This is a genomic window from Enhydrobacter sp. (assembly GCF_030246845.1).
GTDB lineage: Bacteria > Pseudomonadota > Alphaproteobacteria > Reyranellales > Reyranellaceae > Reyranella.
On the sequence record NZ_CP126889.1, the window covers coordinates 1,167,834 to 1,189,691 of the forward strand.

The window sequence follows — 21,858 nt, forward strand, 5'->3', positions numbered from 1 at the left end:
AGTACTTAAAACAGAAATATTTTTGTCTTCAACCAAATTCCTGCCGCAGCGTCGGGCCGGTCGGGCACGGCCACGACGGTCAGAATTTCTCCACCAGCCGGAAGTCGAAACCGTCGGCTTCGGCGAAGTAGATCGGCATCTCGACGCGCTGCCGGCGCATGCCGAGCGCGCCACGGCCGGCGCTGTAGACCGAGCCTTCGGCAGCCGCGGAAAGGCTGCGAAGGTCGAGGACGCCGGCGCGCCGAGCGACCGCTTCGAGAAAGTAGAGGCCCTCGTAGTTGGATTGGGTGGTGGACCCGGGCACCGGCGCGAAGTCGCCGAACGCGCTGTGATATGCTGCACGGAAGGCCTCGCCCTGAGCCGTCGGCACGCTTGCGAAATAGCCCGAAGCGGCGAACAGATTGGCGGTGTTGTCGGCGCCGATCCCGAGCAGCACGGTCTCGTCCACGCAGTTCGCCAGCCGCAGGATCCTTGCGCTCAGGCCGCACTCGCCGAAGGCGCGGTTGAAGACGATGCCATCGAGGCCGATCAGGGAGATGAAGACGACGTCGGGCTGGATGGTCCGAATGCGGTCGAGGTAGCGGCTGTGGTCGTGCTCGCCCACGCTCACGAAATCCTCGCCGACGATGCACCCACCCGTGTCGGCGATGTAGCGCTTGACGGCGCGGTGGGAGAGCCACGGCCAGACATAGTCACTGCCGATCAGGTACCAGCGCCGCGCCCGCTTGTGCTCGGCGAGCCAGGCGATCGCCGGCCGCGCCTGTCGGGGCGGCGTCTCCCCGATCGCAAGCACACCGGGCGTGCGCTCGCCGCCCTCGTAGATCGGCGTATAGACATAGGGAAGATGGCCCTTGAAGGTCCGCCGCAACGACACCCGCGCCGCGCTCATGTGGCAGCCGACGACCACGTCCGCATCGTCGCAGGCGACCAGATCCTCGGCCGCCCTCGTCAGCTCGTCCGGTGGCCGGCCGGCATCGTGAATCACCAACTCGATCTCGCGGCCGAGGATGCCGCCGCGCTTGTTGATCTCGCCGGCGGCGAGGATGGCGCTGTTGACCGAGGGCGGCCCCCAGATACCGGCCGATCCGGTCAGGCTCGTGAAGTGCGCGATGCGCAGCTTTTGCCGGTCCCGGCGGCGAAACTCGCCCGGCAGGCCGGCCCCCACCGCGTGCAGCGGGCCGGGCGCCCGCGCCGACCCCAGGAGGGAAACCGGGCCTTCCCCTAGCATCGGGCCCTGCCACCGGCTGTGTCCACAGGAACGCCTCCCATAGCGACCTCCGCCCGCTCATCCTGCATCCGCTGCCGGACGGACGGAACCACCCTTGCCGCGACACATCTTCCGGGCGGAGAAAGTTGAATTTTCAACCGTTGAAGTACATATAGGCCGCAATATGCGTCATTGCGCGTGCCCCCTCCAGAGTCTCGGGATCTGATCGTGTCCGATTCGCCTTCCGCCGATGCCCCCATCACCGACCACCTCGCCTATCTGCTCGCCCAGGCGAACCGCGAGATCAACCGCCAGCTCGAAGCACGACTGCGTGCCGAAGGCGTGCCCGTCGAGCAATGGCGCATCCTGAAAGTGCTGTCGGACGGCAACGGGCGATCGATGGGCGATCTTGCCGAGGCGGCCCTGCTGAACCATCCCACGCTCACCAAGACGATCGACCGCATGGTGGCCGATTCGCTGGTGTACAGGATCTCCGATCCCGGCGACCGGCGGAAGGTGCTGATCTACTGTTCCGACCGTGGCAAGGCCCTGACCCGGCGACTTGCCCGTCTGGCGGTTGGCCAGGAGGCGTTCATCGCCGAGAATTACGGCGGCAAGGCCATGGCGCAGCTCAAGCGGCTGCTCGAGACCCTGATCGACCGCGCCGGCTGACCGGGCCCCGGAGCGGTCGGGGCTCAACATGGTCACTGGCCGGGGGCGCGGGCTCCACCCATCTTGGGGCGGCTGCCGACTTTTCCCGTGCGCCCTAAAGTCCGGCAGCCGCGCCGGCGATGCTTCTGCTAGTGTCGCCGGCGCATCCTAACTCCTCCCTGGCACAAGCGGCAGAGCATGCCTGCGCATATCTCGCGGCCAAAGCCGACAGGCGATTGCGTCGCCGACGCGGCCTCGCCCTTTTGTGATAGCGTGCCGCCGCCGACGGCTTTCGACCGCCACGCAGACGAGGAGGCGCGATCTTGGCTACCCGCACCGAGGTCCTTCTGTGGACCGATTCTCCCGCCGCCTATGTCGATGCCGTCGCCGCCGCCGGCCTCGCCGACCAGGTGAAGATCGAGACCCTGCCGCGCAAGGAGAAGCCCTCCGCCGACCAATTGGCCCGGACAGAGGCGTTGATCGCCGCCGGGGTGCCGCCTGGCTTGCTGTCGGCAATGCCGAAGTTGCGCTGGGCGCAGTCGATGACGGCAGGCGTCGAGGGCTGGCTCGCCCTGCCCGATCTGCCGGCCGGCCTCACGCTCACCTGCGCCCGCGGCACGCATCGCGAGTCGATGCCGGAGAATATCCTGGGCGCACTGTTCCATGTCGCCAAGCCCTACGCCGCCGCGGTCGAGAACCAGAAGCGCGGCCAATGGGTTCATACCGTGGCGCAACCGCTCACCGGCAAGACCTTGGGCATCCTGGGGCTCGGCGCGATCGGCCAGGAAGTCGCCCGCCTTGCCGACGCGCTCGGCATGCGGGTGATCGGCACGAAGCGCCGGCCGACAACCGTGCCGCACGTCGCCGAAGTGCTGCCGGCAGAGCGGACGCCGGACGTGCTGGCGCAGTCGGATTTCCTGTTGCTGCTGCTGCCCGCCACAACGGAAACCGACAACTTCGTCAACGCCGAGCGGCTGAACCGGATGAAGCCGACCGCGTGGCTGCTGAATTTCGGCCGCGGCCATCTCGTCAAAGACGACGATCTGATCGCTGCCGTGAAGGCCAAGAGGATCGCGGGCGCCGTGCTCGACGTCTTCCGCCAGGAGCCCTTGCCGGCCGATCATCCCTTCTGGAAGACGGAGGGAATCATCGTGCTGCCGCATATCGGCGGACCGCACCCGCAGCGGGATCGCTTCGTCGCCCGGCTGTTCGTCGACAATCTCGGACGTTTCGTGCGCGGCGAGCCGCTGCTGGAAGTCGTCGATCGCCATGCGGGATACTGACGATGCTGCGCCTTCCCTATCACAACCGATACGCCTATTCGCCGATCGTCGACCGGCCCGACTATTCGTGGCCGGGCGGCAAGCGGCTCGCCGTCTATCTCGGGCTGAACATCGAGCACTTCGCCTTCGGCGCCGGCGAGGGCCATCTGCTGACGGTCGCCGGCACGCCGCCCGATCCGCGCACCTTCGCCTGGCGCGACTATGGCAACCGCGTCGGCGTGTGGCGCTGCCTGGAGCTGTTCGACGAATTGAACCTGCCGGCCGCGCATCTCATCAACACCTCGGTGTTCGACTATGCGCCCAGGGTCGTCGACGCGCTCAAGGCACGCGGCGACGAGTTCATCGGCCATGGGCGGACCAATGCCGAGCGCCACGGCCATTTGTGGGAGGCCGACGAACGCCGATTCCTGGAGGAAGTACGCGATGCCATCGAGAAGGCTTCGGGCAAGCGGCCGCGCGGCTGGATGGCGCCGTGGATGGCTTCGACCCATCACACACCGGATCTCCTGAAGGAGACCGGCTTCGACTTCCTGATGGACTGGCCGGCCGACGACCAGCCACTCTGGATGCGGACGCGCTCGGGCCCGTTGATGAGCGTGCCCTATCCGCTCGAGATCAACGACAGCCCGCAGATCCTCGTGCGGCATCATTCGCCGGAGGAGTTCCGCGACTTCGTCATCGGCCAGTTCGAGGAGTTGCTGCGCCAGTCGGCGCGCCAGCCTCTGGTTTGCGGGATCGCGCTGCACACGATGATCGTGGGCCAGCCCTACCGGCTGCGTTGCCTGCGCGAGGCGCTGCAGCACATCGTGAACCATCCGCAGAAGGATCAGGTCTGGTTCACCCGGCCCTCCGACATCTACGACCACTGCGCCTCGCTGCCGAAGGGAACCATGGTTCCGCCGCCTTCGTGAGAGCGAGACAAGCCGTTTAGGACTTCTTCTTGCGGCTGGCGGTCTTCCTCTTCCGGCTCGCCGTCTTGCGCTTGGGGACCTTCTTTCCCTTCTTCCGCGCCTCGGAAAGACCGATGGCAATGGCCTGCTTGCGGCTCTTCACCTTGCCGCCTTTGCCGCCCCTGCCGCGCTTCAGGGTTCCCTTCTTGCGCCGGGTCATCGCGCGTTTCACGTCCTTGCCCGCGCTGCGTGAATATCGAGCCATGTTCAGTCCCCTTTAGCGCCAGAAGATCGCCAGCAGGATGATGACCGGCAACGGAATGCCGAGCAGCCAAAGCAGAATTCCACGACCAAAGCCCATGGCAGCCTCCGGGTTGTCACCGCCATAACGCGAGGACCGGGCGGACGTTGCACGCGGCGCGCACGTCCAATGCGCTGGGTCAGCGCCGCAACGCGCCCATCGCTACCAGGACGACCGTAGCGTCGAGTGCCGAGCCTTCGAGCTCGGTACGCACGATTGCACATGCCTGGTCGAACGATGCGCAACCTGCAAGATCGATGAGATGGCTGCCGGTCAGCAAGACGATCTCCGGCGGCCGTTCGGCCGCTTTCCAAAGCCGCTCCATCGCATCCACGACCAGCTCGACGGTCGATGTCTGCACGCGGGCATCGCTGCGTTGCAGGCGGACCGCGCCTTCGAGATCGACGACACGCACGGGATGTCGATCTGCGAGCGCCGCCTGAATCACCCGCATGCGATCGGTCGATGCAGTGACACAGGTGGCCTCCGGCGGCATGCCCAGCGAGGCCGCCGCGATCGCCCGCGCCTGGTCCTCCGTGACCGCCGAACGCGCAGCCGAGTCCATCTCGACGGCGCCGACCGCCGTGGCGCGCACGTGCCGGGTATGAGGATCGATTTCGATGGTCACCTCGACAGTCTGGGGAGCGGCTCCCATCCGCACCACGGCATCGAAAGCCTCCCGGCGGATGGCCCTCAGGTCGTCCGGCCCGGGATCGGGAATCAGCCGCTCCACCATCTCGCGCACCAGCGCGAGCGCCACGCCGATCGAGGAGATCACCTCGGCATCCCTGGAGATGAGGTATGGCAGGCCCATGCGCTCCGCCAGGAAGGGAACGAGCGCGCCGGCCCCGCCGCCTTCGCCGACGAGCACCGCCTGATCGCGATCGAGGTCGTATTCAGCGACGAGCTGCTCGACGATCGGCGCCGCCTTGTCGGCGGCGCGTCGCAGGATGTGGCGCGCCGTATCCTCGATCGAGGTGCCGAGCATGTCCGCAAGCGGCGCCATTGCGGCACGCGCCGCTTGCGGATCGCCGTACGCATGCATGCCGGGCTTTGCATAGCCCAGGATATTGGCGGCACAGGTCACGGTAAGCGCATGGAGATCGCCGCTGGCGGAGCGGATGGCGACATAGTCGGCAGGATCGTCGCCTTTCGGCCGAATGTGCGCGACGGCCGCGCCGGCAAAGCGATCGGCATCGGCGAAGGCGGCATAGCGCAAGCCGGCAATATGCGCGCTGCGCGGGCCGATCTCGCCGAGCTTCCCGTCCCTCGCCCGCACCATGCTGCCGCCGCCCATCCCGACCACGCGCACGTCGAGTGAGCTGAGATGAGTCTCGTGCCCGCCGATGCGGGCGTACCTGACGGTTGGCCTGCCGTTGCGAATGACGCCGATGTTGGTGCTGGTCCCGCCGACCTCGAAGTAGATCCCGTCCGAGATCCGAAGATGCATCAGGGCGCCGGCGACGCTGGCGGCGGGTCCGGACAGCATGGTCATAGCCGGCCGGCGGCGCATCTCGCGAATGTCCATGACGCCGCCGTCGCCGCGCATGATCATCAGCGGCGCCTCGATGCCGGCCTCGCGCACGCTCGCCTCTGTCATCGCCGCGGTGTCGAGCATCCTGGGCAGGATGCTCGCGTTGACGACGGCGGTGCGGGTGCGCGCCGCGAGCCCGTAGAGCTTCGACATCTCGTGCCCGCACGTCACCGGAAGCCCCTGCGCTGCCGCCGCGCGGCGCACCAGCTCCTCGCCCGCATTGTCGTCCACGGCGAAGGCGCTGGTGGCGACGACGACGCCGGCGCCTTCGCCGCGCAGCGCCGTCACGGCCGCCCGCGCCGTGCGCTCGTCGAGCTTCTCCGCGGCAATGAAGCGATGGCCCGGCTTCAGCACATGGCCGGGCGCGAGCTCGATCGCACCGATCCGGCTCTGCTCGCGCGCCAGCTCGGCGGCAGGGCCGCCGGCCATGCCGATCACCCCCACCGGCGCGACATCGCCCTCCAGCAGCGCATTGGTCGCCTGGGTCGTGCTGTGGGCGATGAAGACCACGTCCTTCGGATCGACCCCGGACCGGTCGAGCACGGCATGGAAAACGTCGACGACGCCCTTCGCCACGCCGCGCTTGTCGCCATGCGTGGTCGGCACGGCGCAGCGGCCGACGATCGCGAGCGTCGCATTGTCGATCAGGACTGCCTTGGTGAAGGTGCCGCCGACATCGATGCCGATTCGATACGCTTTCTTCAACGCACGGCTTCTATGGGCGGAAGTGCGCCTCGCCGGTGCCGCGGTAGAGGATCTGCACCTGCCGGCCGACGATGGCGGCATGGGCCGCCAGCGCTTCCGGCGCGCAGTCGACGCGGGGCCGCGGCTCGGTCTCGAAGTTGTTGTAGAGATCCCGCCCGCGGACCAGCGTGGCGCTGTCCTTCGCGCCCACCGCCTGCTTCACATAGGTCGGAATGTAGCGGATGGCAAAGCCGATGCGCCGGTCGTCCGACTGGTTCGGCGCCGATCCGTGGGCGAGCAGGACGTGGTGCAGCGACGCCTGGCCCGGCTCGAGCGGGACGGCCACGCCCTTCGACTCGTCGACCTCGACCGCGATCTCCTGGCCACGACTCAGGAGGTTGTCCTCGTCGAACGTGTCGCGATGCGCGAGCTGGCCGCGATGGGAGCCGGGCATGAATTTCATGCAGCCGTTGAGGAGATTGGCCGGCGTGAAGGCGACCCACACCGTCATCACGTCGGGCGAGCTCAGCCCCCAGTAGGTCGCGTCCTGGTGCCAGGAGACGAACCCGCGGTCGGACGGCTCCTTGATGAAGAAGCTCGTGCTCCAGCACAGCAGGTCGGGCCCCAGCACGTCCTCGACCACATCCAGGATGCGCGGATGGCGGATCAGGTCGTTCAGCCAGGTGAGATAGAGATGCGCCTTGTGCCGGCGGTCACCCTGGATCGGGCCTCCGGTGCGCGCTTCGTGCTCCTCGAGGCGATCCCGCAGGGCGCGGGTCTCGGACGCCGACAGCACGTCGACCGGGAAGTAGTAGCCGTCGCGCCTGTAGCTCGCGACCGCATCCTCCGACAGAAACTTGGGCATCGATGGTCCGTTCGTTGGCAGGTGGTCGCGATGGTCCGGCGAAGCAGCAGGGCGGTCAAGGCATTGCCGTCACCGCCAAATCACGATGCGATGCCTGCGCCGCCCATTCTACAAGTCGATGAGGGCGATGCCGAGCGCCGGCCTTTTCCGACGCCGCAGATGCGCGGGCGTCTCGACGATGGTCACTTCGAGCGTCGGCCGCACGATGCCCTCGAGGAAATGGCCGCCGCGGACCGAGCCATCCTGCAGGCCGAGCACGGCATGCATGTGCAGGCTCGCCTTGCCGTCGTCGCCGACAGCGATGTCGCCCAGAAGGCTCAAGCCCTCGCACTGCTCGTCGACGACGACCGGCCGATATTCCTTCTTCTGGACGTCGAACCAGCCGACCGTCGCTCGCTCGAAAGCGCCGAGCGCCGTCAGCGATGCGGCCTTCAACGAGGCGCGGGTCGCGAATTCGGCAATCTCGCCGAACGCTTCCGCGCCGCTGTCGAGCACGAGGACGAAGGTCCGTTCGCCGGCGTTTTGCCAGACCAGTTTCGACTTCATGACCCGCTCCCGGCAAAGTTGACCCGATTGGCAACGGCCGGCGGCGCGGTCCCGTTGCCAGGCAGAGGCCTTGAACAAAGTGCAAAGCGCCTGCATGTTCATGGTTGCCATCCATGAGCGCCCGCCAGCCCGCCGCGATCATCATCGCTATCGTTGCCTGCCTCGCCGGCTGCGCCACACCGGGCAGCATCGGGGGCACGGACTACGCGCCGGAGTACGACTACAGCGAGTTCTATGCCGTCGCCAACGGCAAGACTTTCCGCGTCGAGGTCTCGGGCAATCCGTTTCCGGCCCTGTCGCAGGAAGAGGTGGAGCGCCGTCTCCTGCCGGTCATGCAGGCTAACAAGCCGCAGCCCGATCTCACCTTCACCTACGCCAAGCCCGCGGAGGAGCCGCGCCCCGACTATCGGCTGATGATGGTCTTCAATCCCGCCAACGACCTGACTGCCGCGCGCGTCTGCGCCGGCCAGATCCGCCACAAGCCGCGGCCGACACGGCCCTTCGATCTTTTCGCCGTCTATTGCCGCAACGACCTCGCCCTGTCGCAGAGCACCGCCTGGACGCCGGCAACGGGCCCGGAAGATCCGCGCGTGGGCCAGCTCCTCGGCCATCTCTTCAACGTCCTGTTCAACCCGTTCGAGCGCCCGCAGCCGCCGCCTTTCCCCTTCATCATCCTTCGGAAATAGCATGCCAGCGGCATGACGATGGCGCGGCCGAACAGGCCGTAAGCGGACGAGCGAAGCCCGCCGGGCCAGGATGCCCGGCGGGCTCTTTGCGCCGACGCAGCTACCGGACCATCACCTGGCCGGACGGCTCCAGGACAACGGCGACCTCGATACCGTTCTTCACGGCGCGACCTCTCCAGGTCCCGTCGGTATGGTGGCTGAGGCCTTTCACGTTGGTGAAGCCCGCCGCCTCGATCTGGGCGCGGGCGCCGGCCATGCCGGCCGTCGCATTTGGCGAGTCCAGAGCGCCCGGACGGGCCGTGCCCGTGGTCGACGGCGGAAGGGCTCCGCTCCCCGTTCCTGGATAGGATGTACCCGGCGGGGCATTGGTCGCCCCTGGCTCCATCGGAGCATTCTGCGCATGGGCAGCGGCCGAAAGGCCGAGGATCGCGACCGCTGCGATCAGGGTCGATTTCATCGTCATCATTTTCTCCTCTCAGCGATGCATCTCCTTGGAATGACGGTCACGGGGCCCGAGTTGCGGGTCGGCCGAGACGGCTTGTCCCGAAAAATTGGACCGCAGAACGCAACCTTTCGAGGCGGCATCTCGGGGCGCCGTGACCGAAGCATCGATTGCAACCGCGCCGCCGCACGGCACGTTCGCTCTGCATGGTTGTCGGAGGAAAGCAGATGCCGACGAAGAAGCCGCCGCACGACAAGAACGCGTCGGCGGGCCGCTACAGCGGCAGCGATCAGCAGGATGTTCCGGACTATGGCCATGCCGGCCACAAGCAGGGCCGCGCCGGCAAGGCCCATCCGGAACAGGCGCGCAGGCCGTGGCAAGGCCGACCGCAGGACCGCGAGGGACAGTACGGCTATCGCCGCGACCAGGGTGCGCATGGCCGGAAGGTCGACGGCGAATCGGCGACGTCGGAAGCGAAATACGAAGGCCGGTCCGCCGGACCGCAACGGCAGGACGCCGACCGGTGGGCCGACGTGCGCCCGGTATGGAAGGGATGGAAAGGCCGATAAAGCGCGAGGATCGCCGCGACCCGCAGAGCCTCCTCAGTCGGCCGCCTTCGTCGCCTCCTGTCGTGCGAGCCACTCCTTCATGGCTTCCTCCATGGTCATGAAGACGGCGCCGCCCGCCGCCAGCTTCTTGATCAGTCGCTCCAGCATCATCATGCGGTGGCCGCGGCCGATCACATGCGGATGGAAGGTGTAGGTGAGTATGCCGAACTCCGGGTTGACCTCGGTCATGTAGGTGAAGTCGTCGACGAAATTCTCCAGTACGCCACCCGCGTTCATCAGGCCGGCCTGGATGGAGCCGTTGGGATTGCGCATGTACTCGAAGTGTGGATAGTCGTCGAGCGACCAGCTTATCGGCATCTCGACCAGGCGCGTCGCGCGCCCGCGCACGAACGGCTGCTTCAGCTCGACCACGTCGCCCTGGCGCGCGAAATAGCAGTCGTAGTCGTGGCCCATCAACGAGCTGTCGTATTGGATGCCGTGCTTCAACAGAAGCTCGATCGAGTGGGGTGAGAGATCCCAGGCGGGGGAGCGGTAGCCGCGCGCGAACCGGCCGCTGACGCGCCTGATCGACTCGTTGCCGCGCACGATCTCCTCTTCCTCCTCCTCGCGCGACAGCGCCACCGGCAGGCGGTGCGTCCAGCCGTGATGGGCAAGCTCGTGGCCCGCTTCGACATAGGGCATCACCGCATGAGGCGAGCTGTCGATCGTGTGTCCCGGCGTGAAAAAGGTCGCCTTGATGCCGTACTTCGCGAGGAGAGCGACCAGCCGCGGGATGACCACGATGTCGTATTCGCCACGCGATACCGCCGTCGGCGTCGTTTGTCCCCGGGCGATGAACCCCGACAGATGATCGTGGTCGAACGTCAGACAGACGATGTGACGGGCCATGGGACGCTCCCTCGAAGTTGTGCAACCATATCCAACCGACGACGGCCGGTCATCCGGGGAGGTTTGTCGATGTTGGTGCTTCATCATGCCTGGCGTTCGAGCGCATCGCGCCGCGTCCGCCTTTGCCTGGCGGAAAAAGGTCTCGCCTACGAGAGCCACGTCGTCGACATGGAGAAGCTGGAGCACCATTCGCCGGCCTATCTGAAGATCAATCCCAACGGCGTCGTGCCGGCGCTGATCCTGGATGACGGCCGCGCCCTCCACGAAAGCGGCACGATCTGCGAATATCTGGACGAGGTCCATCCGGATCCACCCTTGCGCCCGTCGGATCCTTATCAACGCGCCGTCATGCGCAACTGGATCCGCCATGTCGACGGGCTGATCGGCAACCTCATCGTCTTCAACTGGGTCCATTCGCTGGCCAAGGTGGCCGCTCAATGGTCCGACGAGGAGCTGGCCGAAAGGCTCAAAAAAGTGCCGAGCAAGGAACGCCAGGAAGCCTGGTATCGCGCCGCCCGCAAGCCCTACACCGAGGAGGAGCGCGCCGAGGCGCGGCGCAAGCTCGTGCTGCTGCTCGACAGGATGGAGGAGATGATCGGGCAAGGCCGCTGGCTGGTTGGCGACGCCTACTCGATCGCCGATATCGCCGTGGTCCCCTTCGTGAAGCGCATCGACGAGGAGATCGCGCCTGACGAGATGCAGGCCTCCCGCCACCCTCGCGTGGCGGCATGGTGGGCGGCGGTCCAGGCGCGGCCGGCATTCACCGACGCCCGGATCGGCCCGTTCACGCCGGCTTGAGCAGGAAGGGCTTGGCCTGGGCGTCGTAGTCGGGATAGCCCAGCGTCGTGCGCAGCTCGGCCGGCGGCAGCGCCAGCTTCGTTTCCGATTCTCCCGCCGCGATGGCCGCAAGGCCTGCCTTCATGCCGGCCACGGCCGGCGACAGCATCCCGGTCGGGAAGGTGCCGATCTTGAAGCCGAGCGCCGCCGCCTCCTTCTGCGACGGCGTCGCCCGCGGCGCGCCCGGCGACAGGACGACGAAGGACGGCCTGCCTTTCGCGGCCGCCACGGCGCGCTTGATCTCGCCCTCGTCGGCAGGCGAATCGAGGAACAGGATGTCGGCGCCCTCCTCGACATACATCTCGATGCGCGCCACCGCCTCGTCGATGCCTTGCGTCGGCCGGCAGTCGGTGCGCGCCAGCACGAGGATGCCGGACTCCTTCGCCGCCGCGACGGCGGCACGGATCTTCATGCGCGCCTCCTCGCGCGGCAGGCAAGGCTTGCCCGCCGCCGTGAGCGCGCGCGGCGTGATCTTGTCCTCGATCAGCACGGCGGCCGCCCCGGCGCGGCCATAGGCGCGCACCGTGCGCTGCACGTTCATCGCGTTGCCATAACCGTGATCGCCGTCGGCCAGCACCAGCAGGTCGGGTGCCGCGCCATGCACCATGTTGAACGAGTCGAACATCTCGCCGAACGAGATCAGGTCGAGATCGGGTCCGCCCAGCCGGCTCGCCGCCACGCAGGAACCGGAGAGGAAGGCCGTCTTGAACCCCGCACTCACCGCAAGCCTGGCGCTGAGCCCGTCCCAGACCGCCGGCATCGCGACGAAGCCCGGCTGGGCGAGAAGAGCACGCAATCGGTCGGCAGCCGTCATGTCGGTATCCTCGGAGATTTCCGCCGGACGATAGGCCGCCGTCGCGCAAAAGGCCAAGCACTTGACCGCTCCCGCGCCTCTCCGCATCGTCTGTCAAAATAGAAGCGATCGGGAGGGCGACACCCAATGACAGGCAGCGCGGCGAGGCTCGATTGGACGCCGTCGGCGAACCTTCCCCGGACGCACACGTCCTTTGCGGGCGTGAGCTATGAGGAGATGGTCGGTCGCGCGCGCGATCTCGCGCCCAAGATCGCGGCCCGCGCCGAGGCCTGCGAGAAGCTGCGCCGGATGCCCGACGAGACCGAGCGCGAGCTTCACGCCACCGGCCTGTTCCGCATCGCCCAGCCCGCCCGCGTCGGCGGCGCCGAGCTCGATGTCGGCATCTTCGTCGATGTCTGCGCCGCGGTCGCCCGCGTGTGCCCCTCGACGGCGTGGAACATCGGCAATCTCGCCAGCCATCACTGGATGCTGGGCTACTTCCCACCCGAGACGCAGGCCGAGCTGTGGGACGTGTCGACCGATGTCCTGATCGCGACGTCGCTGGTCTTTCCGGCCGGGCGCGGCCGCAAGGTGGAGGGCGGCTACGAGATCTCGGGCCGCTGGCCGCTGTCGTCGGGCGTCGACAACTCCGACTGGAATCTGCTCGCCTTCATGGTGCGCGAACGCGATGACGGACCGCCGGTCGACCAGCGTCTGGCCCTGATCCATCGCTCGCAGTACGAGATCGTCGACACCTGGCATGCGGCGGGGCTGTGCGGTACCGGCTCGAAGGATGTCGCGATCGAGAGCCTGTTCGTGCCCGAGCGCCGGACGATCACGGCCTGGGCGATGAACGGCAAGCCGCACCCCGGATCGTCGGTGAACGACACGCCGCTCTTCCGCTTGCCGCTGCTGGCGCTCGGTCCCTACGTCCTGTCGGGGGTCATGCTGGGCTGCGCCGAGGGCGCCTACGAGACGACGGTGGGAGCGGCGCGCAAGCGCAATGCGACGATGACCGGCCTTCCGGTCGCCGCCAGCCAGCCGATCCAGATCAAGGTCGCCGAAGCGGCAGCCCGCATCGACGCCGCGAAACTCCTGATGCAAGACGCTTGCCGCCATGCCATGGCCATGGCGCGGGCGGGACGCGAACCCGTCCACGAGGACAAGGTGCGCTATCGGCGCGACGCCTTCTTCTCGGTGCGGCTCTGCCTCGAGGCCGTCGACATCCTGATGGGCATCGCCGGCTCCGGAGGCCTCTACCTCAGCAGCAACATGCAGCGCCTGTTCCGCGATGCGCACGCGGCCAACGCCCACGTGATGTTCTCGCCCGACGTGCAGGGCAGCCTGTTCGGCCAGCACGCGCTCGGCCTTGCCGGGCCGCCACCGCTTCTCTGACCGCCGTTGTCACGCGTGCTTTCGGAAGGCTAGGATCGAGGCAACCATAAAGGGAGGGAACGACATGCTGATCGAGCGTCGCAGGTTTGGGAAGCTGGCTGCGGCCGGCGCGGTTGCGGGCGTCGCCGGCGCCGCCCGCGCCGACACCAAGCCGTTCACCATCGGCTTCGGCATGGCGCTGACGGGCAGCCTCGCCCCCAACGGCAAGTCCGCGCTGCTCGGCATGCAGATCTGGGAGGAGGATATCAACGCCCGCGGCGGCCTGCTCGGCCGGCCGGTGAAGCTCGTCTACTACGACGACGCATCCACCCCTTCCAATGTTCCCGGCCTCTACACCAAGCTTCTCGACGTCGACAAGGTCGACATCGTCACCAGCGGCTACGCCACCAACATGATCGCGCCGGCCATGCCGGTCGTGATGCAGCATCAGCGGACGTTCTTCGCGCTGCTGGGACTGGCGGTGAACTCGGAGTTCCACTATCCACGCTACTTCTCGATCACGCCGACCGGCGGTCCCAACCCGAAGCGGGCTTTCTCCGATGCCTTCTTCGCCGTCGCCATGGAGCAGAATCCCAAGCCGCGGACGCTCGCCATCACCGGCGCCGACGCCGAATTTCCGCGCAACGCGCTCGACGGCGTGCGGGCCACGGCCAAGGAACTCAAGCTCAAGATCGTCTACGACAAGACCTACCCGCCGAATACCGCCGACTACACGCCGGTGGTGCGCGCCGTCGCCGCCACCAATCCGGACATCTACTTCTCGGCCTCCTATCCGGCCGACACGGTGGGCATCATCCGGGCCGCCCACGAGGTCGGCTTCAAGCCCAAGATGTTCGGCGGCGGCATGGTCGGTCTGCAGGCGACCGCCATCAAGACGCAGCTCGGCCCGCTTCTGAACGGCATCATCACCTACGATTTCTGGCTGCCTTGGGCGGGCTTCGCGACCGACGAGGGACGCGCACTCATCAAGAAATATCAGACGAGATCGGCTGCCGCCGGCGTCGACCTTCTCGGCTACTACATGCCGCCGTTCGGCTACGCCATGCTGCAGGTCGTCGAACAGACGGTCAAAGCGACCGGCGGCACGGATGACGACAAGCTCGCCGAGTACGCCCGCAAGACCACTTTCAAGACGGTTGCGGGCGACATCAAATTCAACCCCGACGGCGAGTGGGCCGAATCGCAGGTCATGGCGGTGCAGTTCCAGGGCGTCTCCGGCAACGGTGTCGACCAGTTCCGCGAGCCCAAGACCGAAGTGATCCTGTGGCCGAAGAAGTACGCCACGGGCAAGATCGTCTATCCCTACGACCCGTCGAAATAGACGGCTGCCCCCACGCCTCGTGGGGCCGCCTTTGTCTTTGCCCTACGGGTAGCCGACTGCCCTGCGGCCAATTTGCCGCCGCAACGCCTCGCCTCCGGTCTTCGTTAATGACTGACCGGAAGGTAATTTACAGGGATGACGCGGCAACTTTCCCGACCCGTACCCCAACGACGGCGGCGCAAGGCGGCGCGGCCGGGCGAAATCGCGGCGGCGGCGCTCGCCTGCTTCGCCGAGCGCGGTTTTGCCGCCACGCGCCTCGAGGAGGTCGCCCGAAGAGCCGGCGTCACCAAGGGAACGCTCTATCTCTACTTTCCCAACAAGGAGGAGCTGTTCAAGGCGGTGGTGCGCCAGGCGATCGTGCCCAACCTTGTGAGCGGCGAAGCCCTGATCGCGCGGACGGACGCCGCGGCGCCAGCGGTCCTGGAGGAGCTTCTCGTCAACTGGTCGAAGGTGATGGCCACCTCCGCCAGCGCCATCCCCAAGATCGTGCTGGCCGAGGCGGGCAACTTCCCGGACATGGCGCGGTTCTATCTCGAGGAGGTCGTTCACCGCGGCCTCCGCCTGTTTGCCCGCGTGCTGCAGACCGGCATCGAACGCGGCGAATTCCGGCCGATGGATATCGAAAGCACGACCCGTTGCATCGTGGCGCCGCTGATCCTCGGCATGCTCTGGCGGCACTCGTTCGAGCAGCACGAAGAGCGTCCGCTGGACGTGGCCGCGCTGCGCAATGCGCTCCTGCAACTCCTGTCGCAGGGCCTCGCGCCCGGCGACCGTCGCGCCTTTTGAGGAAATCGGCAAATGCCCCCCTATGAGTCCGATTCGCCGGAGCGGCCGCCCGCTTCCGACGCCACCGCCCTCGCCGAGCCGCCGCTTCCAAGGCTGAAGCGATCTCGGCGCCGCCGGTTGCCCGTGCTGCTGCTGGCCGTCGCCATCGCTGCGGCCGTGGTGGGCGCCTTCGCATGGTGGCTCGAGGCGCGCCAATGGGAGTCGACGGACGATGCCTTCATCGATGTCCATATGGTGCATGTCGCACCGCAGGTCGCCGGCCGCGTGGCGCGCGTGCTGGTCGACGACAATCAGCGCGTGAAGCCGGGCGATGTCCTGGTCGAGATCGATCCCGCCGACTTCCAGGCGAGCCTCGACCAGGCGCTCGCCAGCCAGGCGAATGCCGCCGCGGATCTCGCCCGGGCCAAGGCGCAGCAGGAAGTCGACGGGGCCAATGCCGAACAGTCGCTCGCCCAGATCGGGGTTGCCGAGGCCAATGCGAAGGTCGCCGAGATCCAACTCAAGCGCGACCGCGCGCAAGCGGCGGCAAAGGCGATCTCCAGCCAGCAGCTCGACAACTCGATCGCCAATGCGCAGAGCTCGGCGGCCAGCCTGGTTGCGGCGCAGAAGAAGCATGCCTCCGACGAGGCGCTGCTTGCGGTCGCGGCCAGCCAGGTCGCCGCCGCCAAGGCAAGCCTGGAAGGGGCGACGGCCCAGGTGGCGCAGGCGCGCCTCAATCTCTCCTACACCAGGATCGTCGCCCCCGAGGCCGGTCGCATCGCGCACAAGAACGTGGCACCGGGCGACTATGTGCAGACTGGACAGAACCTCATGGCGCTGGTGCCGCTGAAGGTCTGGATCACCGCCAACTTCAAGGAGACGCAGCTCGACCTGATGCGCGTCGGGCAGCCGGTGGAGATCCAGGTGGACGCCTATCCCGATCAGGTCTTCAAAGGTCACGTGGACAGCTTCCAGCCGGGCAGCGGCGCCGCCTTCAGCCTGCTGCCGCCGGAGAACGCGACCGGCAACTACGTCAAGGTCGTGCAGCGCGTGCCGGTCAAGATCGTGTTCGATGATCCGCCCGACCTGCCGCGGCCGCTCGGTCCCGGCATGTCCGTCGTGCCCAGCGTCAAGGTGAGGTAGGCGCGATGGCGGACCAGACCGCCGCGGCGGCGCAAGATCCACCAAGGGCGCGCTCCTGGATCATCGCGCCTGTCGTCGGGCTGGCCGCCTTCATGGAAGTCCTCGACATTTCGATCGCCAACGTCGCCCTGCAGCACATTGCCGGCAACCTGTCGGCGAGCCAGGACCAGTCGACCTGGGTCCTGACTTCCTATCTCGCCGCCAACGCCATCGTCCTGCCGATGAGCGGCTGGCTCGCCTCCACCATCGGGCGCAGGCGCTACTTCCTGGGCTGCATCATCGGCTTCAGCATCACCTCGCTGTTTTGCGGTCTGGCCCCCAACCTCGAGCTCCTGATCCTGGCGCGGGCGCTGCAGGGCGCGACCGGCGGCGGGCTGCAACCCAATGCCCAGGCGATCCTGGCCGATGCCTTTCCACCGCACAAACGCGGACAGGCGTTCGCCGCCTTCGGGGTCGCCGTCATCGTGGCGCCCGTAATCGGGCCGACCGTGGGCGGCTGGATCACGGACAGCTTCTCCTGGCGCTGGGTATTCCTGTTGAACGTGCCGGTGGGCGTGATCGTGTCGCTGCTCGCCGCGCGGGTGGTCTTCGATCCGCCGGAACGGACGGCGGCCCGCAAGGCGCAGCTCGCCCGCGGGCTGCGCTTCGACTATGCCGGCTTCGCGCTCCTAGTCGTCGGCATGTGCTCGCTCCAGGTCGTGCTCGACAAGGGGCAGCAGAACGACTGGTGGGCGTCCTCCCTCATTCTCTATCTCAGCCTGGCCGCCGCCGTCAGCCTCGTCACCTTCGTCGTCTGGGAGCTCCGCCGTCCGGATCCGGTCGTCGACCTGCGCCTGCTCGCGACGCCTAACTTCGCCATCGGCAACCTCCTGATGTTCATGCTGGGCTTCATCCTGAACAGCAGCACGGTCCTGTTGCCCCAGTTCGTGCAGGCCCTGATGGGCTATACCGCCACCGACGCCGGCCTGGTTCTCTCGCCCGGCGGACTGGCCGCGATGCTGATGATGCCGGTCATCGGCAACCTTGTGGCGCGGGTGGACGCTCGCTGGCTGATCGCCTTCGGCCTCACGGTCTGCTCGTTCGGCCTGTTCCACATGACGCGCTTCTATCTCGACGTCGACTACGACACCTTCGCCTGGGCGCGCATCTACCAGTCGATCGGGCTGGCTTTCCTCTTCATCCCGATCAACACGGTCGCCTATATCGGCGTGCCGCCGCAGAAGAACAACGACGCCTCGGCGATCATCAACATGATGCGCAATCTCGGCGGCAGCTTCGGCATCTCGCTCGCCACCACCCTGCTCGCGCGGCGCCAGCAATACCACCAGAGCGTCCTGATCGAGCATGTCGGGCCCTACAGCAGCCAGTACAGCGAAACCATCCATCGGATGCAGCAGATGTTTCAGGTGCAATCGGGCAGCGCCGTCGATGCGCTCCACCGGGCGCAGGCCCTGCTCTATGCCACAGTACAGAAGCAGGCGGCGCTGCTGTCCTATATCGACACCTTCTGGATCCTGGCCGCGGGGTTCATGGCGCTGGTGCCGCTCATCTTCCTGCTGCGCAAGCCGAAGGTCGGCGCCGGTGCGCCGCCGGTCCATTGACACGGAGGTCGAGCTACGCCCCGAGGTAGAACTCGCGGATCAGCTCGTTGTTGTTCAGTGCCTCCGCCGACTCGCCTTCGAAGGCGATGCGGCCGTGGACGATCACGTAGCCGCGGTCGGCGATGCGCACGGCCTGGGTGAAATTCTGCTCGGCCATCAGCACGGTGAGATTGAAGCCTTCCTTCAGCTCCTTGATCTTGTCGATGGTGCGGCGCACCAGCAGCGGCGCCAGCCCCACCGACGGTTCGTCGATCAGCAGGATCCGCGGCGACGACATCAGCGCGCGCGCCAGCGCCAGCATCTGCTGCTCGCCGCCGCTCATGCTGCCGGCAAGCTGGCGCGCCCGCTCCTTCAGCCGGGGAAACGTCTCGAAGCAGAAGTCGAGGTTGCGCGCGATGGCCGAGCGCGCGGTCGGCCGGTAGGCGCCCAGCAGCAGGTTCTCGGTCACCGTCTGCTTGGGGAACAGGCGCCGCCCTTCGGGCACGAAGGCGATGCCGAGGTCGACGATCTCCTCGGTCGATCGGCCGACCAGTTCGTGCGCCGTCCCGTCGATCGTCGCCGTGATCCGCCCGGCCGACGGCCGCACGATGCCCATGATCGACTTCATGAGCGTCGACTTGCCATTGCCGTTGGTGCCGAGCAGCGCCACCGTCTCGCCGCCGCCGACGCTCAGCGACACGTCCTCCAGCACGCGGACGGCGCCGTAGCCTGCGTCGACATTGGCGAGGGCGAGGCTATTCGCCAAGGTAGGCCTTCACGACTTCGGCGTCGCGCACGACATCGGTCGGCGGACCGTCGGCGATCTTGCGTCCCGCGACCAGCACGGCGAGCCGCTGCGAGAACTGCATGACGGCCCGCATGATGTGCTCGATCATGATCACCGTCACGCCCTGGCCGTTCAGCCGCAGCAGCAGCGCGATGATGTCGTCGACCTCGGCATGCGACAGGCCGGCCATGACCTCGTCGGCGAACAGGAGCTTGGGCTCGGACGCCATGGCGCGCGCGAGCTCGAGCTTGCGCATCTCGATCTGGGTGAGATCGCGCGGCAGGCGATGCGCCTTGTCGGCAAGCCCCACCTCCGCCAGCAGCTCGCGGCATCGCATGTCGATCGCCGGGCCGGCAATGCCGCCGGTGCCGCGTGCGTTCGCGGCATAGAGGATGGGAATGCGCAGGTTCTCGGCGAGCGACAGGGTGGCAAACGGCCGCGGCAACTGGAAGCTGCGGGCAAGCCCGCCACGCGTGCGCTCATGCGCCGTCGTTCCCTCCATCGCCCGGCCGGCGAAGCGCACGCTGCCGAGGTCGTGCCGCAGCGTCCCGCAGATGCAGTTCACCAGCGTCGACTTGCCCGAGCCGTTGGGACCGATCAAGCCAACCCGCTCTCCCTCCTGCACGTCGAGGTCGATTCCCTGCAGGGCCGTGAAGCCGCCGAAGCGCTTGCCGAGGCCCGCAACCTGCAGGAGCGGCGTCATCGCCGTCTCCGGAACAGGCCGACGATGCCTTCGGGGGCGATGATCACGAACATCACCAGCAGCACGCCGGCCACCAGCACGTTCACCGCCGAGGAGATGGTCACCCTTATATATTCCTGCAGCCCACCCACCAGGATCGCGCCCACGACCGGTCCCATCCAGCTCGACGTCCCGCCGATCAGCGGCATTGCGATGGCATTGACGGCGTAGTTCAGGCTGAAGCCGGAGGCGGGGTCGAGATAGGTCACGTAAAAGGGCAGCGGCGCGCCGGCCATGCCCATGAAGCCGCCGGAGAGCGCGGTCGCGATCAGCTTGAGCCGAAGCGTCGGCACGCCCGAGGCTTCCGCCGCCGTCTCGTCGTCGCGGATCGCTGCGAAGCCGTAGCCCAGCGCCGAATGCTCGATGGCGCGCGCCGTCGCCAGCACAACCACGCACAGCGCGAGCATGAGCAGGAACAGATACTGGATGTAGTCGCCGCCGATCAGCGGCGCGACCCGCGGCCGCAACACGTAGGCGCCGCGCGCGCCGCCGACAAAGTCCCAGTTGGTCATCAGGGTCTGGACGACGACCGCGAGCGCGAGCGTTGCGATGGAGAAGAAGACGCCGCGCAGGCGCAGCGTCAGGTAGCCGGTTCCGAGGCCGACCAGCCCAGCCACGATCCCGCCCACCAGCATCATGACCGGCAGCGGCAGGTGCGGTACCAGCTTGTAGAGCACCACGCTCGAATAGGCGCCGAGCGCGAAGAAAGCCGTGATGCCGAAATTCACGTAGCCGGTGTAGCCGCCCAGTATGTTCCAGGCCGTGCCGAGCACGATGTACTGCACGACGACATAGGCAGCGAAGAACGCGTAGCTGACATTCAGCCAGCGCCCGCCGGCGAACAAGGCGGCGCCGATGCAGACGAGCGCCAGCACGAAGGGCACGCTGCCTACCCTGGGGGCAGCGACCGCAGCCCTATCGGCCAAGGATACCACTGGGCCGCACCGCGAGCGTCACGAGGAGCACGCCGAAGGACACCGCCGGGGCCCAGGACGGCCCGAAGAAGGTCGCGGTAAGGCTTTCGACCACGCCGAGCGTCACCGCCGCGATCACCATGCCGGAAAAGCTGCCGAGCCCGCCCAGCACGCAGATCGCGAATACGCGGCCGATATATTCGCGGCCGATCGAGGGCTCGACCGGCTGGATGATGATCAGGATCGCGCCGGCGATCGCCGCCGTCGCGAAGGAGAGGCCGAACGCGACGCGTTTGATGCGGGTGGGATTGGCCGCCATCAGACGCAGCGCGAGCTGATCCTGCGCCACCGCCTCGATCGCCCGTCCGAGGAAGGTGCGCGACAGGAAGAGCTGCAGGCCCACGACCATGACCATCGACACGAGGAACGGAACCAGCAGGCGCAACGGCAGCTCGATCCAGCCGATATGCAGGCTCGGCCCGATATAGCGTGCCTGCACCAGCCGGTAATCGACGCCGAAGATCAGCACCAGCGCCACCTCGGCGATGAACAGCAGACCGAAGAAGAACGAGAGCCCGCCCAGCGACTGATCCTGCCGCCGCTCGAAGGCGGCGTAGTAGACCTGATAGACGACGGCGCCGAGCGCGTAGAACGCCGGCAGGGCGATCACTGCCGCCAGGATCGGGTCCATGCCCAGCGCCGTGTTCGCGAGATAGGCGACATAGGAACCCAGCAGGATGAAGCCGGGATGCGCGATATTCACGATATCGAGCATGCCGAACGAGATCGCGACGCCGATCGAGACGGCGGCGTAGAAGCCTCCCAGCAACAACCCGGAAATCACGGCGTTCGCAAGCAGGTCGAGCGAAGCATCCATGGACCCGGTCACTCCGCCAGCAATGCAAACCGGCGGCGCGGCCGCTCCGACATCGTTCCCTCCCTCACGCGGCGATTTTCTCGCCTTCTTCCGCACACAGTCTGCGCCAGACAGGGGATCGTTGCCTAGTGCCGATTTGCAGGATCGGTTAGGGTCGC

23 protein-coding genes are annotated in these 21,858 nt (G+C 67.2%); 11 read left to right on the forward strand and 12 right to left on the reverse strand.

Features of this window, described 5'->3' with window-relative positions:
* Positions 1-79 precede the first annotated feature (79 nt).
* Positions 80-1,228 carry a substrate-binding domain-containing protein gene (locus OJF58_RS06015; protein ID WP_300782595.1) on the reverse strand — a complete coding sequence of 383 codons (1,149 nt, stop codon included), beginning with the start codon at positions 1,226-1,228 and terminating at the stop codon, positions 80-82.
* Between the two features lie 207 nt (positions 1,229-1,435).
* On the opposite strand from OJF58_RS06015, the gene OJF58_RS06020 reads away from it, so the two are divergent.
* From OJF58_RS06020 to OJF58_RS06030, 3 genes are all read left to right on the forward strand, one after another.
* The gene (locus OJF58_RS06020) at positions 1,436-1,879 is read left to right on the forward strand and encodes a MarR family transcriptional regulator (RefSeq protein WP_300782598.1); all 444 of its coding nucleotides are present in this window, start codon (positions 1,436-1,438) and stop codon (positions 1,877-1,879) included.
* 302 nt (positions 1,880-2,181) lie between these two features.
* Positions 2,182-3,141 carry a D-2-hydroxyacid dehydrogenase gene (locus OJF58_RS06025; protein ID WP_300782600.1) on the forward strand — a complete coding sequence of 320 codons (960 nt, stop codon included), beginning with the start codon at positions 2,182-2,184 and terminating at the stop codon, positions 3,139-3,141.
* A 2-nt stretch (positions 3,142-3,143) separates the two neighbouring features.
* The gene (locus OJF58_RS06030) at positions 3,144-4,052 is read left to right on the forward strand and encodes a polysaccharide deacetylase family protein (protein ID WP_300782602.1); all 909 of its coding nucleotides are present in this window, start codon (positions 3,144-3,146) and stop codon (positions 4,050-4,052) included.
* A gap of 16 nt (positions 4,053-4,068) precedes the next feature.
* Here the strand turns inward: OJF58_RS06030 and OJF58_RS06035 are convergent, their stop codons facing one another.
* From OJF58_RS06035 to OJF58_RS06050, 4 genes are all read right to left on the reverse strand, one after another.
* The gene (locus OJF58_RS06035) at positions 4,069-4,296 is read right to left on the reverse strand and encodes a DUF6496 domain-containing protein (protein ID WP_300782603.1); all 228 of its coding nucleotides are present in this window, start codon (positions 4,294-4,296) and stop codon (positions 4,069-4,071) included.
* A gap of 175 nt (positions 4,297-4,471) precedes the next feature.
* The gene (locus OJF58_RS06040) at positions 4,472-6,571 is read right to left on the reverse strand and encodes a hydantoinase/oxoprolinase family protein (RefSeq protein ID WP_300782606.1); all 2,100 of its coding nucleotides are present in this window, start codon (positions 6,569-6,571) and stop codon (positions 4,472-4,474) included.
* A gap of 10 nt (positions 6,572-6,581) precedes the next feature.
* Complete coding sequence (locus OJF58_RS06045) at positions 6,582-7,415, reverse strand: phytanoyl-CoA dioxygenase family protein (RefSeq protein ID WP_300782608.1); 834 nt, start codon at positions 7,413-7,415, stop codon at positions 6,582-6,584.
* A gap of 108 nt (positions 7,416-7,523) precedes the next feature.
* Positions 7,524-7,961 carry a PPC domain-containing DNA-binding protein gene (locus OJF58_RS06050; protein ID WP_300782611.1) on the reverse strand — a complete coding sequence of 146 codons (438 nt, stop codon included), beginning with the start codon at positions 7,959-7,961 and terminating at the stop codon, positions 7,524-7,526.
* Between the two features lie 113 nt (positions 7,962-8,074).
* On the opposite strand from OJF58_RS06050, the gene OJF58_RS06055 reads away from it, so the two are divergent.
* Positions 8,075-8,647, forward strand: a complete 573-nt coding sequence (locus OJF58_RS06055) for a hypothetical protein (RefSeq protein ID WP_300782614.1) — start codon at positions 8,075-8,077, stop codon at positions 8,645-8,647.
* Positions 8,648-8,747: 100 nt separating this feature from the next.
* On the opposite strand, the gene OJF58_RS06060 is transcribed toward OJF58_RS06055, so the two are convergent.
* Positions 8,748-9,110: a hypothetical protein gene (locus tag OJF58_RS06060; protein ID WP_300782616.1), complete on the reverse strand. Its 363-nt coding sequence runs from the start codon at positions 9,108-9,110 to the stop codon at positions 8,748-8,750.
* 206 nt (positions 9,111-9,316) lie between these two features.
* Here OJF58_RS06060 and OJF58_RS06065 point away from each other — a divergent pair, with 206 nt between their 5' ends.
* Entirely contained in the window at positions 9,317-9,658 is a 342-nt protein-coding gene (locus tag OJF58_RS06065; RefSeq protein ID WP_300782619.1) for a hypothetical protein, read from the forward strand.
* A 33-nt stretch (positions 9,659-9,691) separates the two neighbouring features.
* Here the strand turns inward: OJF58_RS06065 and OJF58_RS06070 are convergent, their stop codons facing one another.
* Complete coding sequence (locus OJF58_RS06070) at positions 9,692-10,546, reverse strand: polysaccharide deacetylase (RefSeq protein WP_300782622.1); 855 nt, start codon at positions 10,544-10,546, stop codon at positions 9,692-9,694.
* A gap of 69 nt (positions 10,547-10,615) precedes the next feature.
* On the opposite strand from OJF58_RS06070, the gene OJF58_RS06075 reads away from it, so the two are divergent.
* Positions 10,616-11,344, forward strand: a complete 729-nt coding sequence (locus OJF58_RS06075; protein WP_300782625.1) for a glutathione S-transferase family protein — start codon at positions 10,616-10,618, stop codon at positions 11,342-11,344.
* Here OJF58_RS06075 and OJF58_RS06080 read toward each other — a convergent pair.
* Entirely contained in the window at positions 11,331-12,197 is an 867-nt protein-coding gene (locus tag OJF58_RS06080; RefSeq protein ID WP_300782627.1) for an isocitrate lyase/PEP mutase family protein, read from the reverse strand. The two genes, OJF58_RS06075 and OJF58_RS06080, sit on opposite strands and share 14 nt — an antisense overlap.
* A 126-nt stretch (positions 12,198-12,323) precedes the next feature.
* Between OJF58_RS06080 and OJF58_RS06085 the strand changes: the two genes are divergently transcribed.
* From OJF58_RS06085 to OJF58_RS06105, 5 genes are all read left to right on the forward strand, one after another.
* Positions 12,324-13,571 (forward strand): acyl-CoA dehydrogenase family protein, encoded by a 1,248-nt coding sequence (locus tag OJF58_RS06085; RefSeq protein WP_300782630.1) that lies wholly within the window; start codon positions 12,324-12,326, stop codon positions 13,569-13,571.
* A gap of 64 nt (positions 13,572-13,635) precedes the next feature.
* Positions 13,636-14,892, forward strand: a complete 1,257-nt coding sequence (locus OJF58_RS06090; protein ID WP_300782632.1) for an amino acid ABC transporter substrate-binding protein — start codon at positions 13,636-13,638, stop codon at positions 14,890-14,892.
* 135 nt (positions 14,893-15,027) lie between these two features.
* Entirely contained in the window at positions 15,028-15,678 is a 651-nt protein-coding gene (locus OJF58_RS06095) for a TetR/AcrR family transcriptional regulator (RefSeq protein WP_300782635.1), read from the forward strand.
* Positions 15,679-15,690: 12 nt separating this feature from the next.
* A complete protein-coding gene (locus OJF58_RS06100) occupies positions 15,691-16,800 on the forward strand; it encodes an HlyD family secretion protein (protein ID WP_300782638.1) in 1,110 nt (369 codons plus the stop codon).
* 5 nt (positions 16,801-16,805) lie between these two features.
* Positions 16,806-18,401 (forward strand): DHA2 family efflux MFS transporter permease subunit, encoded by a 1,596-nt coding sequence (locus tag OJF58_RS06105; RefSeq protein WP_300782640.1) that lies wholly within the window; start codon positions 16,806-16,808, stop codon positions 18,399-18,401.
* Between the two features lie 13 nt (positions 18,402-18,414).
* Here the strand turns inward: OJF58_RS06105 and OJF58_RS06110 are convergent, their stop codons facing one another.
* Genes OJF58_RS06110 through OJF58_RS06125 form a run of 4 tightly spaced genes read right to left on the reverse strand, consistent with a single transcriptional unit; the run spans position 18,415 to position 21,700 of the window.
* On the reverse strand, positions 18,415-19,146 hold the full coding sequence (locus OJF58_RS06110) for an ABC transporter ATP-binding protein (RefSeq protein ID WP_300782642.1): 732 nt from the start codon (positions 19,144-19,146) through the stop codon (positions 18,415-18,417).
* Positions 19,136-19,870 carry an ABC transporter ATP-binding protein gene (locus OJF58_RS06115; protein WP_300782645.1) on the reverse strand — a complete coding sequence of 245 codons (735 nt, stop codon included), beginning with the start codon at positions 19,868-19,870 and terminating at the stop codon, positions 19,136-19,138. Before OJF58_RS06115 ends, OJF58_RS06110 begins: the two co-directional genes overlap by 11 nt.
* Positions 19,867-20,793: a branched-chain amino acid ABC transporter permease gene (locus OJF58_RS06120; protein ID WP_300782646.1), complete on the reverse strand. Its 927-nt coding sequence runs from the start codon at positions 20,791-20,793 to the stop codon at positions 19,867-19,869. The genes OJF58_RS06115 and OJF58_RS06120 overlap by 4 nt, the downstream gene beginning before the upstream one ends.
* 31 nt (positions 20,794-20,824) lie before the next feature.
* A complete protein-coding gene (locus OJF58_RS06125; protein WP_300782648.1) occupies positions 20,825-21,700 on the reverse strand; it encodes a branched-chain amino acid ABC transporter permease in 876 nt (291 codons plus the stop codon).
* Positions 21,701-21,858 lie beyond the last annotated feature (158 nt).

Coding starts and splice junctions, on each gene's coding strand:
- OJF58_RS06100 (WP_300782638.1), top strand. CDS start 15,691: ATGCCCCCCTATGAGTCCGATTCGCCGGAGCGGCCGCCCGCTTCCGAC.
- OJF58_RS06080 (WP_300782627.1), bottom strand. CDS start 12,197: ATGACGGCTGCCGACCGATTGCGTGCTCTTCTCGCCCAGCCGGGCTTC.
- OJF58_RS06060 (WP_300782616.1), bottom strand. CDS start 9,110: ATGACGATGAAATCGACCCTGATCGCAGCGGTCGCGATCCTCGGCCTT.
- OJF58_RS06115 (WP_300782645.1), bottom strand. CDS start 19,870: ATGACGCCGCTCCTGCAGGTTGCGGGCCTCGGCAAGCGCTTCGGCGGC.
- OJF58_RS06030 (WP_300782602.1), top strand. CDS start 3,144: ATGCTGCGCCTTCCCTATCACAACCGATACGCCTATTCGCCGATCGTC.
- OJF58_RS06015 (WP_300782595.1), bottom strand. CDS start 1,228: ATGCTAGGGGAAGGCCCGGTTTCCCTCCTGGGGTCGGCGCGGGCGCCC.
- OJF58_RS06085 (WP_300782630.1), top strand. CDS start 12,324: ATGACAGGCAGCGCGGCGAGGCTCGATTGGACGCCGTCGGCGAACCTT.
- OJF58_RS06125 (WP_300782648.1), bottom strand. CDS start 21,700: ATGGATGCTTCGCTCGACCTGCTTGCGAACGCCGTGATTTCCGGGTTG.
- OJF58_RS06095 (WP_300782635.1), top strand. CDS start 15,028: ATGACGCGGCAACTTTCCCGACCCGTACCCCAACGACGGCGGCGCAAG.
- OJF58_RS06065 (WP_300782619.1), top strand. CDS start 9,317: ATGCCGACGAAGAAGCCGCCGCACGACAAGAACGCGTCGGCGGGCCGC.
- OJF58_RS06035 (WP_300782603.1), bottom strand. CDS start 4,296: ATGGCTCGATATTCACGCAGCGCGGGCAAGGACGTGAAACGCGCGATG.
- OJF58_RS06055 (WP_300782614.1), top strand. CDS start 8,075: ATGAGCGCCCGCCAGCCCGCCGCGATCATCATCGCTATCGTTGCCTGC.
- OJF58_RS06070 (WP_300782622.1), bottom strand. CDS start 10,546: ATGGCCCGTCACATCGTCTGTCTGACGTTCGACCACGATCATCTGTCG.
- OJF58_RS06050 (WP_300782611.1), bottom strand. CDS start 7,961: ATGAAGTCGAAACTGGTCTGGCAAAACGCCGGCGAACGGACCTTCGTC.
- OJF58_RS06045 (WP_300782608.1), bottom strand. CDS start 7,415: ATGCCCAAGTTTCTGTCGGAGGATGCGGTCGCGAGCTACAGGCGCGAC.
- OJF58_RS06105 (WP_300782640.1), top strand. CDS start 16,806: ATGGCGGACCAGACCGCCGCGGCGGCGCAAGATCCACCAAGGGCGCGC.
- OJF58_RS06090 (WP_300782632.1), top strand. CDS start 13,636: ATGCTGATCGAGCGTCGCAGGTTTGGGAAGCTGGCTGCGGCCGGCGCG.
- OJF58_RS06075 (WP_300782625.1), top strand. CDS start 10,616: ATGTTGGTGCTTCATCATGCCTGGCGTTCGAGCGCATCGCGCCGCGTC.